Below are 15,884 nucleotides of genomic sequence, written 5' to 3'. Positions count from 1 at the left end.
TTATTTTTGTATTTTATTTAAATTACTATTTAGTAAATGAAAAGATTTCATCCAAACAATCCGTCTATTGAAGTTCCAAAAATTGATTTGGACAAAGCCAGACCTAATTGTGCCGTAGTAGGTGTTTACGGTCATCCACAAGCTGCAATAATAACATATTATGCACTTCATGCACTTCAGCATCGTGGGCAGGAAGCCAGTGGTTTAACATCCATATATTACGACGAAGAAAAAAAGAAGAAAAAATTTGCATATAAAAGAGGCTCAGGCTTGGTACTTGATGTATTTTCAGAGCCGGGAATTCTGACTGATGTTTTAAAAGGTGATATGGCAGTTGGTCATAACAGGTATTCGACAACAGGCTCATCTTCATCTGCAAATATACAGCCCTTCAATATGATATACAGCTCCGGAATACTCAGTCTTGCTCACAATGGAAATTTGACAAACACTCGTACTCTTAGAAAGCAATTAATTGATGAGGGCTCAATTTTCCAGACAACTACAGACTCCGAGCTTTTTCTGCATCTAATTGCCAAAAGTAGAGAAAATACGATTATTGAAAAAATTTGCTCTGCCCTTCGTAAAACCCGTGGAGCTTATTCTGTGGTAATTCAGACAGACAATATGCTTGTTGCTGCAAGAGACCCACACGGCGTCAGACCTCTGAGCATAGGCAGAATTAAAACCGACGATGGCTATGCTTATATTGTTGCATCTGAATCAGTCGCTTTTGATATCGTAAGTGCTGAATATGTTCGCTCGGTACATCATAATGAAATTGTTGTGATTGATGAAGAAACCAAGAAAACAGGAAAAATTAAAAGCTACAAAATTGCTGAGGAGACACCCGAAGCAAGACATTGCATCTTCGAATATATTTATTTCAGCAGACCGGACAGCAAGATTTTCGGACATTCAGTTGATAAAGTCAGACGTAAATTAGGAAAAAATTTGGCTGAAGAAAGCCCTGTTTTTGATGCTGATGATAAAATTCGAGCAGTACCTGTCCCTGACAGCGGCAATACTGCAACAATCGGTTTTGCGCGAGTGAACTCGCAGGTATCAAGTCCAACAGTATTTGAATTAGGACTTATTAGAAGTCATTATGTCGGCAGAACATTTATCGCACCAGGACAGAATAACCGAGAATTCAAGGTCAAAGCTAAATTCAATACTGTCAAAGGAATAATTGAAAACAGGACTGTTGTTCTTGTTGATGATTCCATTGTTCGAGGTACTACTTCAAAAGCACTTGTTCAACTCGTACGCGAAGCCAACCCTAAGCAACTTCATATGAGAATTACTTCGCCGCCAATTAAGCACCCTTGCTATTACGGAATGGATTTCCCAAGTGAAGAAGAGTTGATTGCAAATTATTATAAGTCTGAGAAAGAAATTGGCGATGCTCTCGGTGTGGATACACTGCATTATTTATCCACAGAGAAGCTGATGGAATCCGTACCGGACGATAAAGGTGTCGGTTATTGCACAGCTTGTTTTACAGGCGATTATCCAATTGAAATAGAAGACCAGAATATAGAAGTAAATACAAATGAATAATATTAGCTCTAAAGAGATGCAATCTACAAGAAGCAAAGGGACTGAAAGCGAATCCCTTGCTTCTGAATTCATTCTTAACAAGGGTTATGAAATTATTAAACGAAATTTTAAATTCGGAAGAAGCAGCGAAATTGATATAATCGCAAAAGATGGAAATACTATAGTTTTTTTCGAAGTAAAGTCAAGAAAATCATTTGAATACGGAAGCCCTATAGAATCAGTACCGCCTGCGAAAAGAAAAGCTATTTACCATGCGGCTAAAGGATATTTATATATTAATAAAATTGAAAATGCCGACTGCAGATTTGATTTCATCGGAATTGACCTTCGCCGTGACACTCCTGAAATTACACATATCGAAAATGCTTTCTGATTAAATAATTTACCTTTTAATACGTAAATAAAATAATGATTTTTCGATAATTATTTAGAATTTCAGAATTGCAAAAACTTGCCATATATCTCGCAATATTTTTAATTCCATTCCTTTCAACGAATTCATCAGATGACATTCTGAAAGGAATACCAGACAGATTTGATCCTGAGTATATCAGAGATTTTGATTACCCCTATTATACACTGGACAAAGTTTTATCAACATTTTATGATGAGAGAAAATTTGGCGAAAATATTTGTACAATAGGCTATATCAGTCGCGATACAAGTTATCCGGTGGAAAATGGAAATCTTCTGCTTCAGAGAATTTTTGTTACTTGCTGTTTAGCGCACGCAAGTCCCGTAACAATATATATAAAACCAATGACTGATTTATACTTAGCCGACAGCACCTGGATAAAAATTAATGGCACAGTTAATGGAGTTACTAACAATTTAGGTACGACACCTTGCATTATTGCAGACAGAATTGAAATTATTCCAAAACCTTCTAATCAATATTTGAATTGTAATGCCTGTCCCGCTGAACATTAATGATATTGACAAACTACCCAAACTCAATCTTCCTGAATATAGTTTCAAATTCAGGGAGGATTCTTTCGGCTGTGCAGAAATTTACGACCAATTTCGCAAAAGATATATTAAATTAACACCTGAAGAATGGGTAAGGCAGAATTTTGCTGTGTATTTAACTAAATATCTGGAATATCCGCAAAGCAGGCTTAAACTTGAGAAAACTGTAAAGATTGGTAATTCTCAAAAAAGATGCGATATTGTTTATTTTGACAAAAATCTTGGACCCGAAATAATTGTAGAATGTAAGTCTGCTGACATTGTTATTAAAAGAAGCCCTTTTGCACAGATTGCAATGTATAATTCATTACTAAAAGTAAAATATCTTATAGTTACAAACGGTTTAACTCATTATATAATGCAAATTGATTATCTTAATAATAAATTTGAAATTTTGAATTATATTCCTGCTTATAAATAGATGGACTTAAAATGAGAATTAAAAGAGAAGACTGTGTAGCAGTCATGGTTGATGTTCAGTCAAAATTGTTTCCTCATATTGATGCAAATGAAGAATTGGAGAGCAATATTATTAAACTTGTAAAAGGATTGCAGGTATTGGGAGTGCCAATTCTAATTACACAGCAATATACAAAGGGACTTGGTGAGACAATCGAAAGTCTTAAAGAACTGTTTGGAAATGAATTCCGACATATCGAAAAAGCTGAATTCAGTTGTCTGGATAATGTTGATTTTCAAGCTGAATTTATGGGTCTTTCGAGAGACCACCTCATAATTTTCGGTATAGAATCCCATGTGTGTGTTCTTCAAACTGTAATTGATGCAGTAGCAATGGGTTATATTCCTGTACTTGTCGAAGACTGCATTTCATCACGAAATCCAAATGACAAAACTCTCGCAATTGTTCGTGCCGGTTATGAAGGTGCAATTGTTACAAGCAGCGAATCATTGCTTTTTGAACTCACCAGAATTTCAGGTACTGAAGAGTTTAAAGCCATATCAAAAATTGTTAAATAAAAAAAGTCAAAAACTAAACTATAAAAACACGTCAAAAAATGTTACTTTTGTAGTTACGTAATTTTGCAAATTAAGAAAAAAATTATTTTGGTTGAAATCTGGCAGACATTAGAAGATAGATTCGTAAGTGATTTGAAAATTTTCCGGGTCAGGATGAAAAGGAGATTAAATCCTCTAACTAAAACTGACTCTGAATTTGTTGTGCTTGATTCTCCAAATTGGGTAAATATAATCCCGATTACTACTGAAGGAAAAATTGTAATGGTCGAGCAGTATCGTCATGGAACTGACAACATAACTCTCGAACTGCCGGGTGGTATGGCTGAAACAAGTGAAGATTTTTCTGATGCTGCTATGCGGGAATGTATTGAAGAAACAGGTTACTTAGGTATCGGTAAAGCTGAGAAAATTGGCGAAGTTCTTCCAAATCCTGCTTTTTTGAATAACAAATGTACTACTTTTGTTTGGAAAGATTGCAAAAGAGAATTTCAGCAGAATTTAGATCATAACGAGATAATTAACATAAAAGAATTTAGTATTGGTGAAGTAAAAAGTATGATTCAGTCAGGTAAAATTAATCATGCCATAATATTGAATGCTTTTTTCTTCTTTTTTTTAAAATACGATTATTTGACAAAGCAGAGTGAATGGGTAAGGTAATTTCAATAGCAAATCAAAAAGGCGGTGTCGGCAAAACGACTACGTCGGTCAATTTAGCGGCTTCGCTTGCCGCTTCCGAGTATTCAGTTCTCCTTGTGGATATTGACCCGCAAGCTAATGCTTCAGCAGGAGTTGGAGTAGATTCAAAACGCTCGGATAAGACAATATATGAAGTTCTTGTCGGTGACAGAAATATACGCGAGTCCATAATCAAGACTGAAATGCCATATCTTTCGCTTGTACCTTCGCATATCAATCTGGTAGGTGCTGAAATTGAAATGGTTGGTATTAAGCACCGCGAATTAATTCTAAAAAAAATACTGGATGAAGTCAGGGACGAATACGATTTTATTATTATAGACTGCCCCCCTTCGCTTGGTCTTCTTACTTTGAATTCTCTGTCAGCATCGGACTCTGTCCTGATCCCTGTGCAGTGCGAATACTACGCTCTCGAAGGACTCGGGCAGCTTTTGAACACAATATCCATAGTCCAGTATCAGTTAAATCATGATTTGGAAATAGAAGGCGTACTTCTAACTATGTATGATTCACGGCTGAGGCTTTCAAATCAGGTCGTGGAAGAAGTTCGTCGTCACTTCGGCAAGAAGGTTTTCAGTACTTTGATTACACGTAATGTTCGACTTTCCGAAGCTCCAAGTCACGGTAAACCTGTCATTCTATACGATGCCCTTTGCTCGGGCTCTCAAAATTATCTCGAATTATCTAAAGAACTTGTTGAAAAAAATAAGGATTTGTTAAAATCAAAATGACCAAATCCACAAAAATTAAACCCGGTCTCGGAAAAGGTCTTGGCGCATTGATTCCATCAGTTGAATTTCATGCTGAAACAGGATTTTCTGTAACAAAAGATAGTGAAGATGTCGGTAAAAACATACTTTCAAGTATTGAAGTATCTCAAATCAGAGCAAACCCTTATCAGCCGAGACAAGACTTTGATGCTGATTCCTTAGATGAATTAAAACGATCTATTCTTAAGCATGGATTAATAACTCCGATTACAGTGCGAAGGTCACTCAACGGTTACGAGCTTGTTTCCGGAGAAAGAAGACTTCGTGCACATCAATTAGCTGAACTTGAAACAATACCTGCTTATGTGCTTGATGTAAATACATCAATACAGATGCTTGAGCTGGCTATGATTGAGAATATCCAAAGAGAAGACCTCAATCCCATTGAGACAGCTCACGGATACAAAAGATTAATTGAGGAATTTAATTATACTCAGGAGCAGGTTGCTGAGCGTGTTGGAAAAGACCGCTCGACTATTACAAACTTCCTAAGACTATTGAAATTACCTGAAAATCTTCAGGAAGCACTCAGAGCTAAGGATATTTCAATGGGTCACGCAAGAGCTTTGCTTGCTCTTGGCGATACAGCCAAGATGATTTGGGCTGGAAATGAAATTATTTCCAAAAAACTTTCAGTACGTGATACAGAATCTTTGGTTAAACAAATTGAATCAAATCAGTCACAAGGTGGAATTAAATCAAAAAGCATATCCAAGAAGGAAATTATTAGCCCTGAAGTTAAGGCTGTATTGACAGAAAAAGCTGATAATCTAAGGAAATCTTTTGGCACACAAGTTAGAATTACACCTAAAACCAAACAGAGTGGTACTATTGAATTTGAATTTTACTCAGCAGATGATTTGGAACGTCTTATAGAATTATTTGAAATTATCAATAAGCGAATGGACTAATGGAAATTAATCTTGTACATTCGACTTTTGCAAGAGTAAGATATGCTGATACAGACCGTATGGGCTATCTTTACAATGGAAATTATTTGGCATTTTTTGAAGTTGGAAGAAATGAAATAATGCGTCAGTATGGCATAAGATACCGTGATTTGGAAGATGCCGGCTACTTGCTGCCACTTCGTGACGCTTATGCAAGATACATTTCACCAGCTTATTTTGATGATTATCTTGAAATCAGGACATCTTTGAATTTTACCGGAGGACCTATATTAAAATTTGATTACGAAATTTATCGAGATGAAACAAAAATTAGCGAAGGCTTTACTTCTCATATGTTTGTTACAAGAGAAACAAGGCGTGTTGTTAAGCCTCCAAAAATTTTTTTGGACTCTATTTCGTCAATTAATCTTTAATTTACAAAAGAAAGGTAATTTAATATGCCGGGAATAAAAATAATAATATTGAGTATAGTATTAATTATAACTAATACAGCCAGTCTTTTATCTGTAGATACACCTTTCAATTTTCTGAGATATGTACAGAGTGCAAGAGCAGCCGGACTTTCAGGGGCATTTACAACCATGACAGACGATCCTACGGCAGTTTTTTTCAATCCTGCTACTATTTCGACTGTTGAAAATCATCAGGCTTCAGCTACATTTCTTAAGCATGTACTCGATATTAACTCCGGCAATGTAAATTATGTTCACGCACTTGAAGGTACAGGTACTTTGGCTGCGAATATTGGATTTACTTCCTACGGCAGTTTTGATTATGCCGATAATCTTGGCAATAGAAACCGAGGCACTTTTGGAGCCAATGATCTATCCATTGGTGTATCGTATTCAGATGAGCTTGATACAAATTTCTTCTATGGTGTTACTCTGAAATATATTTTTGTAGGTATTGAGCAAGTTTCGACATCTGCTATGGCTGTTGATGCCGGACTTCTTTACAGACTACGTGATGGAAGAACAAATATCGGGCTGTCTGTTCTTCATGCCGGAATGCAACTTACAACTATCTCAAACCAAAATGAATCACTGCCTCTGGATTTGAGAATTGGCGTTAATCACCGTTTGAGAGGACTGCCTCTTCTTTTCAATTTTAATTTTCATCATCTCGCCGATGATACTGATTCATTTTTTGATAAATTTAAAAGTTTTTCGCTTGGCGGGGAATTTTATTTTGGCGAAGTTGTGCAGGTAAGACTTGGATATGACAACCAAATCCGTACATTTACAGCGCCGGAAGCAGACAAAGGGCTGACAGGAATTTCAGCCGGGTTGGGACTTACTTTTGAAGACTTCAATTTCGATTACGGATTTTCAAGATATGGTTCAAATGCCAATTTACATAGATTTTCAGTTAGTTTAAATGTTAATAAATTATTTTAATAAAGTATTATGAGATATAAAATTTTAATTATCGCTATGTTTGCTTCATTAATGATGATGAATGCAAATATTTTACAGGCTCAGAATAACCAAATAAAAATACTGAAGCCCAAAGTTTTTGCAATGGATTTAATTTTTGCAAATCAACTACTCAATACAATTGAATTACGTGGTAGCGAAGTTGATGCATTAATTGAAGTAAAAAATGTTCTCAAACCTTATGTAGAGCAAATTCAAAAAGAAAACATTGCACTTAATAATCCGGTAAGTTTTGATATTCCTGCTGCTATAGCTTCCAATTTACTGCAATTTATGGAGCGTGGGAAAATTACAGGTGCTGATGTAGAGAAATACAAGCGATTTGTAGATGCGGTTATCTTATCTGCAAAAGAGAATGAAGGTAAGTAAAATCAATAATATGGCTCTATTATGAAGGCTAAAGATTCCGACAGACAAGTTGTTCTGAAAGTTGAAGAACTATTAAAACGTACCAAAGGTAAAGTCTCTCCGGCTGATTTATCAGCAGAGACAGGTTTTTCGTTGCAACAAATTAATGATGCAATGGCAAGGCTAATTGAACTTTATACTGCGAGAGTTTCGATGGACTCTAATACCGGAAAGTTAGTCTTTAAATTCAACTATCCCTTACAAAAGCGTGGAAAGAAAACATTTAAAGAACTTTTTCAACAATTCATGAACTGGTTCTGGAAGATTTTCAAAATTGTTTACAAGGCATCAATTGGTGTTGTGCTTGTATTTTATACTGTGATATTTGTACTTATTTTATTAGCTTTAAGGTTTAGTGGCAAGGGGGATAACGACAATGGTGGTGGTATAGATATCGGTCCGATTGTCGGCGGATTATTCAGAGGTATTATGGATGCATTTACAATACACTTGTGGATGCGTACATTCTCATACCAAACAGATTCTTATGGCAACCGCTTTAAACATTATCAGCCCGAAAAGAATAAAGGCAGAAATTTCATTCAGTCTGTTTACAGTTTTGTTTTCGGTCCGGAAAGACCTGAGTACGACCCTCTTGATGATCACAAGGAAGCAGCAGCATTCATTCGCAAAAACAACGGGAAAATCACTGCCGGACACATCGTTACCCTAACTGGTGTTAGCTATGACGTCGCTGAAGAACGTTTGGCTGAATATGCCTCCCGATACAGCGGAGACTTGTATGTCAATAATGACGGCATTTTGATTGGTGAATTTCATGATATGCTGAATTCATCAAGTGATGAGCTCAAAGGTGGCAAAATTGTATTTTATGAAGATGAAGTTGATCCACCTTATGAATTTACGGGAAATTCTACCGGAAAAAATGTCGGTATAATTGCGATGAATTCATTCAATCTTATTATGTCAATCTTTCTTACATCTGTATTTTCAGGTGCTCAGCAGCTTACTTATGTAAATGAAGCCGGTGAGATTATTTCCTCAGAAGCATTAGTAAGTCCATTTTTAACAATAGGCTTAGGATACTTTCCTCTGGTGTTTTCGATAATATTTTTTGCAATTCCGATTGTGAGATATTTTATCGTAAAAAGAAATAACAATAAACGTGAACAAAACATCCTTAGAAAGAAGCTCATTGGAGCTTTCGTGCGAAATCACAGTCGCAGTATCAGGTTTGATGATATTATGAGCGTTACGGGCATCAACCCAAAATTACAATCTGTAGTCAAGAAAATTCTTGAGAGACTTGTTATAGAAATGAAAGGTGAAATCAATATTGACACAAGTGGAAATCCTGTATATTCTTTCCCAAGATTATCTACAGAACTCGGAATCAGATAAGAATATTTATTTTGTTGAAATAATTGTCTGAAATCGCTGGTTTGTAATTCAATAAAAATGCCACACCAAGACTATTGCGGAGTGGCTTATAAAACAAAAAGAAATATTTATAAATATTACTTCCTGATATTTACTTTCAAATAATACAAAATCATTAAATTCGTTTTTATGATTATCCTATTTATTAATTAGTTAGTATGGTTATGCAAAACCTGAATACAATAGACATAAGCTGTATTCTGCCGGAACACCATATGTTAGCTTTTGATTTCATTTATTCTCCAAAATCCAAAAAAAAGAAATCTGACATTTTGAAATCAATTATGATAAAGAAAAAAAATATACACTGAGTCCAGCCGAAGTGAGTTTTATAATCTTCGACTTCGCTCAGACAGACAATAAACAAACATAAAAAACATAGAAATAATGGAAAAATTTGACCGAAAAAAGCATTGGGAGAATGTCTATCAAACAAAAGAGCTGAAAGACGTTAGTTGGTTTCAACCGACCCCGGAAACCTCTTTGTACTTCTTTAAACAATACAACATTCCTACAACTGCAAAAGTGATTGACATTGGCGGTGGTGACAGCTTTTTAGTTGACCATTTGCTGGACTTAGGTTATCATGACATTTCAGTGCTTGACATTTCAGCGGCTGCTATTGACAGAGCAAAACAGCGACTTGTGGACAGAGCAAAAAACGTAAAATGGATAGTTGCAGATGCAGCGACTTTCAAGCTGACAGAGAAATATGACTTTTGGCACGACCGAGCCGCATTCCACTTTCTGACAGACGAACAAGATATTTCAGGCTATTTAGAAACTGCCCGTCAATCTATTAATCCAACAGGTATTTTGGTGATTGGGACTTTTTCTGAACAAGGACCGAAAAAATGTAGCGGAATAGAAATCAAACAATATTCTGAAACAACCATGACCGAACGACTGAAAAATTTCTTTGAAAAAATAAAGTGCATAACTGTTGACCATATAACACCGTTCGATACAATTCAAAACTTTGTTTTTTGCAGTTTCAGAAAATTACAGAAAACTTGACACAACACGAATAAATCGAAGGGTTAAGACATAATACTGAGTATTTCAAAATTAATTATTACAATTATCATCCCATACGCCTTATAAAATATATAGAACTGCAAACAAATTTTTACTGATAATTTCGCTATAAGATGAATTAATCAAATTATTTCTAAAACTTTTTTGGTTAATTCACTTTCTACTTCGCCTGTATTAATAGTGCTGCTCGGCTCAATAAGCAGAATTTTACATTCCTGACCGGCGTAAGGTTTATGCTCAACACCTTTTGGAACAATATACAAATCGCCTTTGTTCAGATTCACTTCCCCATCACGAAAATCAATTCTGAGGCTACCTTCAATTACCATAAACAATTCATCTGTGTCATTGTGGCTATGCCAAACAAAATCGCCTTGAATTTTCGCAATTTTGATGTGATAGTCGTTAATTTGAGCAATTATCTTCGGAGACCAATGCTCAGAAAATAATTTAAATTTTTCATCAATATTTACCGGCTGATATTTCATTTTTCCTCAAAATAATTAATATTTTAAAATTGAATTAGCGTTTCGTTTCAAGCCTGCAATTTTTAATCTTTTAACAGGTGAATTTTTAAATAATCGGCTAAAATCTTGCTGCTCCATATTCTCAATTTCCTTTTTTAATAAAGAGCCGTCCTCTAATCTTGATTTGAACAATGATTCAGAAGTTATGACCGGCTTATGTTTATTCCATGGACAAACTTCCTGACAAATATCACAGCCATAAATCCAGTTTTTTGAATTCGTGGCAATTCCATCCGGAATTTCAATATCAGGTTTTGCTTCTATTGTCCAGTATGATATGCACTTTCGTGAGTCAACAACTTTATCGTTTACTATTGCTTTTGTAGGGCAAGCATCAATACATCTAGTACAAGTACCGCAAAAGTCTTTCGCCATAGGGTCAGACGGTAAATCAAGATTTGTAATTATTATTCCAATAAAAAAATACGAGCCGAAATTCTTGTTGATAATCAAGCTGTTTTTCCCCTGCCATCCAAGCCCTGAAATTGAAGCCCATTGCTTCTCAAGAAGCGGACCTGTGTCAACATAAGATTTTAACCGGGCAGAAGGTTCAAAATTTAATATTTCATTTTCTAATAATCTCATTTTATTGATTAGAATATCATGATAATCGCTTCCCCAAGCATACCTCGAAATTTTTCCTGATTCATTTTGTTGAACTTTCGGATGTATATTACCTGTAAAATAGCTGTGGGCAAGTGCAATTACAGACTTAGCTTCAGGAATGATTTGTCTGATATCTTCTCTTTTCTCAATATTCCTTTCCATCCAATTCATAGTGGCATTCATATTTTCTGAAAGCCATTTGTTATAATTCCTAATTTCATTCTTTAGAACTCTGTAATCAGCTACAGAAAGCTGCTGAAAACCAAGCTCAAGGGCTTTGTCTTTAAGTATAGATTTAAGTTTATATTTACCGTGGTTTATCTCCTCCATTTAGGTACTTCAAATTCCGGTTTTTGGACATAGACATCATTGTCTTTTTCAAATACTTCATAATTTTTCAAACTTTTGATTCCTTGACGGGAGTTAACATTCTGTCCGTTATCAAGTGAATAAGTCCATCCATGAAGAGGGCACATAACAGTCAAATCTTTAATTATACCTTCGAATATTCTGTCTGCGTGTCGGTGAGGACATATATTATCCAATGCATAAAGCCTGCCTTTCACCCTGAAGACTGCAAGTTGAAAATCTTCATCACCATCGAATAAAATCTGCCTGCCTTTACCTTCGTAAACTTCTTCAGAAGAACAAACTCTAAGATATTCCTTTCCTTCAAAATTTACCGTGTTGTTTATATTAATCATAATTTAACTGCTTATAGTTATAATTTCTCCTACACCAAATCCTTTTCCTGTATCTGCGAGTCTGCATGCCTGAATAAAAGCATCATGCTCAAAGCAAACAATTGTATTCTCTTCATAGAATTTAGGAAGCAATTTCTTTTTTTCTTCCATTGTTGTCAGCGGAAAATTATCATAAGCAAGACCGAAAGTATATGTCAGATGTGCCACTGTTGGAGACAGGTCTGATATATAAATCAGACTTTCACCTTGGGACTTTAGCTTAACCATTTGAAGTGCCTGAGTGTGACCATTGACAGGTATAACAGAAATACCATCAAAAATCTCCATTTCTCCATTTGTAAATTCTAAAATGCCTTCTCTGATAAGGGGCTCAAAATCATCGTTGATAAAAGAAGCCCGGTCTTTATCGGTTGGCTTCATTGCCCAGTCGAAATGCTCTTTTTGAACATAATATTTTGCATTAGGAAATGTAGGGATTAATTTCTGATTTTCAATAATTGTCGAGCCACCCGTATGGTCAAAATGCAGATGTGTTAGAATTACATCTGTAATATCTTCCGGCTTAAGATTGAATGTTTTCAGACCAAGTGCAATGCTGCTTTTGGAAGCATCAATACCATAAATATTCATAAATTTTTCTTCTCGTTTGTTTCCATTACCGGTATCAACAAGAATTTTTTTATTATCAAACTCTATCAGCAAAGGTCGTGCGGCAAGAGGAATTCTGTTTTTTTCATCTCCATGATTGTATTTTTTTGACCATAAAGCTTTCGGTACAACTCCAAACATTGCACCGCCATCAAGATGAAAAAGTCCGGTATCCACTGCGTTGACTTCAAATTTACCTAATTTCATAATATATCATAATTATAATTATTAAAAATTGTTTGAAGTATGATTGATGAAAATATTGATTAATAAGGGTCTTTATTTTTAATAATAGCATATAAATACAGTAGAATTTTCCGTAATTTTATCATAATTAGAGATTTGGCAATGTTTTTGATAGGAAACTGTCTATAGCGTTAATATTTTAATATAATTTACAGAAATTTTAAATGAATTTGACTTCTTTTGGCAGAGAACATGTAATGAGAAAAATATTTATCGGTACCGGAGGAAATATTCCCAATGGTTTCGACCCCCTAAGTATTACCGACAGCAATAATACTGTAAATTTGAATCATTTGAAATCGGGTATTATGTCGGATTCTGCAGATGAAATAATAATAGAGAATATTCTTGAGATATGCAGCATTGAGGAAGTTTCTGATTTGATTGATGCAATATCCAATATCCTTGTTAAGAGTGGAAATTTTGAAATTCATTTTATTGACGCTGTGAATTTATTTCGAAAATTTGATAATCGAAAAATCTCATTGGAAGAGTTTAACAGTATAATTTCTAAAAGTAAATCCTTAATTGATAAATCAAGTCTGACTGATATTTTAAATAAAAGTAATTTTGACATAACAGGTTTTCAATTCAAAGATTCAACAAGTTGGGATGACTATAACTGCATAATAAAAGCCAAAAATAATAAATCCGCGAGTGCCCCCGAACCAATCGAAAGTCAGAAAAAGCTCAATATGCCAATCATTGATAATCTTGATTTTACAAATCCGAAAATCAGCAATGACGATTCTGAGTATGATTTCGACCTTTTGAATGAAGTCATCAATACCGATAAGCATCCTGATTCACTTGATTATGATTTGCTTTCAGAGGTTATGAATTTTTCATTTGAACCGAAAAACAATGAAATGTCGGATGATGCTGACGACCTTCTAACTGAAGTAATTGGTTTTTCTCCAGTCGAAATTGCTGATACAAGTCAAAATGAAGGGCAAAGTCTTTTCGAAGAAATTATGAATTTTTCGTTCGATGAGGATAAACCCGAACTAAATATAATTTCGAAATCAAGAAACTCAGATAACCCGAACAACTTATTCGAAACGAAATTAAAATCAAAAATTGAAGATACATTTTCAAGATACGAAAAGGAAACATCAATGAAAAAGCCATCAATAAATATTGTTTGGGAAGGTTCGCAATTTGTTTATAATCCACTTGCTCACGTAAATCGTGAAATGTGTTCAGTACTATTAGATGCTGAAGTTGCAAATCTGACAATTGTTCCATATGAATCAGATGACCCAAATTTCAATAAATATGATGTCAAAAAAGGGCTTCTTGAAAATGATATCAGGCAGAAAAAAGAGGTTTCCCCCGAAATTGCCAAATTGCCATATGCATGGATTAGACATCAGTTTCCCCCAAAATCTGATGCACCTCGCGGCTCAAAATGGTTTATCATGCAGCCATGGGAATTTTCACGTCTTAGAAGTGATATGAAAGTTACACTTAGTTTGGCTGATGAAATCTGGGCTCCGTCATTCTACACAAGAAAGGCGATGATTGATTCAGGACTTGATTTCAACAAAGTTCAGGTAGTTCCTCTTGGAATAAATCCCGATATATTTAAGCCTTATGGCGATAAATATCATCTGAATACAAACAAGAAATTTAAATTTCTATATGTTGGCGGAACAATCTACCGAAAAGGATTTGATATTCTGCTTAAAGCATTTATTGAGACATTCAACGGAAATGATGACGTATGTTTGGTTATTAAAGAACATGGTGCTGATAGTTTCTACAAAGGAATGACTTCTGAATCAGCCATAAATTCTGCAAAAAGAGAATATAATGCACCTGAAATATTATATATTAATGATAATTTGACAGAGCTCGAAATGGCTTCGCTTTACAGAGCCTGCAATGTAATAGCAGCACCGTACCGAGGTGAGTCATTCTGCCTGCCACTTCTCGAAGGTACAGCTTGCGGACTTCCTGCAATTGCTACAAAAGGCGGTGCGAGTGATGACTTCCTGGAAGAAGCATTTACATATTTTATTTCAGCCGAGAAAAATAATATTGGCAATCAAATTGACGGTATGCCTCTAACAGGCAATGCAACTTTACTTGAACCATCATTTGATGAATTAAAAGAAATTTTACTCAGTGTTTATAATAATCCCGGTAATTTACTTAGTATGGGAACTGTGGCATCAGCTTATGCACGAACAAAATGGACCTGGGATAAATCAATTATCAAGGCTTTGAGAAGGCTTGATTATCACTTCAGCACAAAAATGTCGCTTGCAGCCGAAAATCAGTTTTCAGATAAAATTGATGATACAATCGTATTCGGAACAGCTGAACATACATATATTGAAGGCGATTTTAACGAAGCAGTCGAACTTTATATGAAAGCAATAAAAGGAATAGTGCCGGAAAAGTACAAACTGCTGGGTCTTCATAGAATTGCTATGATACTAATTAATAAAGGTGAATACTCTGCTGTTGAAGATGTGTTTCGTTCAATTGACCAAATAAGTTTTAATCATCCGGATACCATTTATTTAAAAGTAATTCTAAATGCTTCTCAAGATAAACATACAGAAGCACTGGAATTTATTTCCGAGCTGATGGATAACTGGACAAGTAATAAATTCGAGAGTTCACTTGGGCATAATTTAGATGATTTATTAGTACTTACGGCTGATTTACTCAGAGCCGGTGATGATATTGAGGCAGCTCACAGCCTTTATACAACAGCTCTTAGTATGAACAATTCTAATGCCTTTGCATGCTACGGGGCGGGAATGTGCTTTAAAGTATCAGGACTTGAAAACGAAGCAAAAGAAATGTTCCGTTGGGCTGTAGATATAAACCCTGAATTTGAAGAGGCAAAATTTGAACTTGAAAATATGTAGAAAATAAGCAACTTGTAACTTTTTTCATGTTCTGAGTGTTATATGTCAATTAGAGTTTGGTTAATTTCGTTAATTTTATTTTATAACATGCTGAA

Annotated in this window: 18 protein-coding genes; 14 read left to right on the top strand and 4 right to left on the bottom strand. The window is 35.1% G+C overall.

The genetic code is table 11. From position 1 onward, the window contains the following. The first annotated feature begins 36 nt into the window (after positions 1-36). The 13 genes from KF896_10830 (at position 37) to KF896_10770 (ending at position 10,152) form a co-directional block, all read left to right on the top strand. Positions 37-1,563, top strand: coding sequence for an amidophosphoribosyltransferase (locus KF896_10830; protein ID MBX3044200.1), 1,527 nt, complete (start codon positions 37-39; stop codon positions 1,561-1,563). Then, complete coding sequence (locus tag KF896_10825; GenBank protein ID MBX3044199.1) at positions 1,556-1,936, top strand: YraN family protein; 381 nt, start codon at positions 1,556-1,558, stop codon at positions 1,934-1,936. Before KF896_10830 ends, KF896_10825 begins: the two co-directional genes overlap by 8 nt. A gap of 68 nt (positions 1,937-2,004) precedes the next feature. Further along, entirely contained in the window at positions 2,005-2,493 is a 489-nt protein-coding gene (locus KF896_10820; GenBank protein MBX3044198.1) for a hypothetical protein, read from the top strand. Beyond that, positions 2,471-2,953 (top strand): type I restriction enzyme HsdR N-terminal domain-containing protein, encoded by a 483-nt coding sequence (locus KF896_10815; protein MBX3044197.1) that lies wholly within the window; start codon positions 2,471-2,473, stop codon positions 2,951-2,953. Before KF896_10820 ends, KF896_10815 begins: the two co-directional genes overlap by 23 nt. Before the next feature lie 11 nt (positions 2,954-2,964). Then, positions 2,965-3,510, top strand: coding sequence for an isochorismatase family protein (locus tag KF896_10810; GenBank protein ID MBX3044196.1), 546 nt, complete (start codon positions 2,965-2,967; stop codon positions 3,508-3,510). A gap of 63 nt (positions 3,511-3,573) precedes the next feature. Continuing rightward, positions 3,574-4,170: an NUDIX hydrolase gene (locus KF896_10805; GenBank protein MBX3044195.1), complete on the top strand. Its 597-nt coding sequence runs from the start codon at positions 3,574-3,576 to the stop codon at positions 4,168-4,170. Then, on the top strand, positions 4,158-4,940 hold the full coding sequence (locus tag KF896_10800) for a ParA family protein (GenBank protein ID MBX3044194.1): 783 nt from the start codon (positions 4,158-4,160) through the stop codon (positions 4,938-4,940). The genes KF896_10805 and KF896_10800 overlap by 13 nt, the downstream gene beginning before the upstream one ends. Further along, entirely contained in the window at positions 4,937-5,890 is a 954-nt protein-coding gene (locus KF896_10795; GenBank protein ID MBX3044193.1) for a ParB/RepB/Spo0J family partition protein, read from the top strand. Before KF896_10800 ends, KF896_10795 begins: the two co-directional genes overlap by 4 nt. Further along, positions 5,890-6,303 carry an acyl-CoA thioesterase gene (locus KF896_10790; GenBank protein MBX3044192.1) on the top strand — a complete coding sequence of 138 codons (414 nt, stop codon included), beginning with the start codon at positions 5,890-5,892 and terminating at the stop codon, positions 6,301-6,303. Before KF896_10795 ends, KF896_10790 begins: the two co-directional genes overlap by 1 nt. 24 nt (positions 6,304-6,327) lie before the next feature. Further along, positions 6,328-7,287, top strand: a complete 960-nt coding sequence (locus tag KF896_10785) for a PorV/PorQ family protein (GenBank protein MBX3044191.1) — start codon at positions 6,328-6,330, stop codon at positions 7,285-7,287. A gap of 9 nt (positions 7,288-7,296) precedes the next feature. After that, a complete protein-coding gene (locus KF896_10780; GenBank protein MBX3044190.1) occupies positions 7,297-7,695 on the top strand; it encodes a hypothetical protein in 399 nt (132 codons plus the stop codon). 21 nt (positions 7,696-7,716) lie between these two features. Further along, a complete protein-coding gene (locus KF896_10775; GenBank protein ID MBX3044189.1) occupies positions 7,717-9,096 on the top strand; it encodes a hypothetical protein in 1,380 nt (459 codons plus the stop codon). A gap of 426 nt (positions 9,097-9,522) precedes the next feature. Next, positions 9,523-10,152, top strand: a complete 630-nt coding sequence (locus KF896_10770) for a class I SAM-dependent methyltransferase (GenBank protein ID MBX3044188.1) — start codon at positions 9,523-9,525, stop codon at positions 10,150-10,152. A gap of 143 nt (positions 10,153-10,295) precedes the next feature. On the opposite strand, the gene KF896_10765 is transcribed toward KF896_10770, so the two are convergent. From KF896_10765 to KF896_10750, 4 genes are read right to left on the bottom strand one after another with little or no spacing between them, the layout of a single operon-like run. Beyond that, positions 10,296-10,661, bottom strand: coding sequence for a cupin domain-containing protein (locus tag KF896_10765; GenBank protein MBX3044187.1), 366 nt, complete (start codon positions 10,659-10,661; stop codon positions 10,296-10,298). 15 nt (positions 10,662-10,676) lie between these two features. Further along, a complete protein-coding gene (queG, locus tag KF896_10760; GenBank protein ID MBX3044186.1) occupies positions 10,677-11,636 on the bottom strand; it encodes a tRNA epoxyqueuosine(34) reductase QueG in 960 nt (319 codons plus the stop codon). Then, positions 11,624-12,010, bottom strand: a complete 387-nt coding sequence (locus KF896_10755) for a nitrite reductase (NAD(P)H) small subunit (protein MBX3044185.1) — start codon at positions 12,008-12,010, stop codon at positions 11,624-11,626. Before KF896_10755 ends, queG begins: the two co-directional genes overlap by 13 nt. 3 nt (positions 12,011-12,013) lie before the next feature. Continuing rightward, the gene (locus KF896_10750; GenBank protein MBX3044184.1) at positions 12,014-12,865 is read right to left on the bottom strand and encodes an MBL fold metallo-hydrolase; all 852 of its coding nucleotides are present in this window, start codon (positions 12,863-12,865) and stop codon (positions 12,014-12,016) included. Between the two features lie 236 nt (positions 12,866-13,101). On the opposite strand from KF896_10750, the gene KF896_10745 reads away from it, so the two are divergent. Continuing rightward, positions 13,102-15,789, top strand: coding sequence for a glycosyltransferase (locus tag KF896_10745; protein MBX3044183.1), 2,688 nt, complete (start codon positions 13,102-13,104; stop codon positions 15,787-15,789). Positions 15,790-15,884: the final 95 nt, after the last annotated feature.

The sequence above is a fragment of the Ignavibacteriota bacterium genome, from assembly GCA_019637995.1.
GTDB lineage: Bacteria > Bacteroidota > Ignavibacteria > Kapaibacteriales > UBA2268 > JANJTB01.
Note: the sequence above shows the minus strand (reverse complement) of the source record. Positions and strands in the feature narration are given on the sequence as shown.

Coding starts and splice junctions, on each gene's coding strand:
- KF896_10830 (MBX3044200.1), top strand. CDS start 37: ATGAAAAGATTTCATCCAAACAATCCGTCTATTGAAGTTCCAAAAATT.
- KF896_10825 (MBX3044199.1), top strand. CDS start 1,556: ATGAATAATATTAGCTCTAAAGAGATGCAATCTACAAGAAGCAAAGGG.
- KF896_10815 (MBX3044197.1), top strand. CDS start 2,471: ATGCCTGTCCCGCTGAACATTAATGATATTGACAAACTACCCAAACTC.
- KF896_10810 (MBX3044196.1), top strand. CDS start 2,965: ATGAGAATTAAAAGAGAAGACTGTGTAGCAGTCATGGTTGATGTTCAG.
- KF896_10800 (MBX3044194.1), top strand. CDS start 4,158: ATGGGTAAGGTAATTTCAATAGCAAATCAAAAAGGCGGTGTCGGCAAA.
- KF896_10795 (MBX3044193.1), top strand. CDS start 4,937: ATGACCAAATCCACAAAAATTAAACCCGGTCTCGGAAAAGGTCTTGGC.
- KF896_10790 (MBX3044192.1), top strand. CDS start 5,890: ATGGAAATTAATCTTGTACATTCGACTTTTGCAAGAGTAAGATATGCT.
- KF896_10785 (MBX3044191.1), top strand. CDS start 6,328: ATGCCGGGAATAAAAATAATAATATTGAGTATAGTATTAATTATAACT.
- KF896_10780 (MBX3044190.1), top strand. CDS start 7,297: ATGAGATATAAAATTTTAATTATCGCTATGTTTGCTTCATTAATGATG.
- KF896_10775 (MBX3044189.1), top strand. CDS start 7,717: ATGAAGGCTAAAGATTCCGACAGACAAGTTGTTCTGAAAGTTGAAGAA.
- KF896_10770 (MBX3044188.1), top strand. CDS start 9,523: ATGGAAAAATTTGACCGAAAAAAGCATTGGGAGAATGTCTATCAAACA.
- KF896_10765 (MBX3044187.1), bottom strand. CDS start 10,661: ATGAAATATCAGCCGGTAAATATTGATGAAAAATTTAAATTATTTTCT.
- queG (MBX3044186.1), bottom strand. CDS start 11,636: ATGGAGGAGATAAACCACGGTAAATATAAACTTAAATCTATACTTAAA.
- KF896_10755 (MBX3044185.1), bottom strand. CDS start 12,010: ATGATTAATATAAACAACACGGTAAATTTTGAAGGAAAGGAATATCTT.
- KF896_10750 (MBX3044184.1), bottom strand. CDS start 12,865: ATGAAATTAGGTAAATTTGAAGTCAACGCAGTGGATACCGGACTTTTT.
- KF896_10745 (MBX3044183.1), top strand. CDS start 13,102: ATGAGAAAAATATTTATCGGTACCGGAGGAAATATTCCCAATGGTTTC.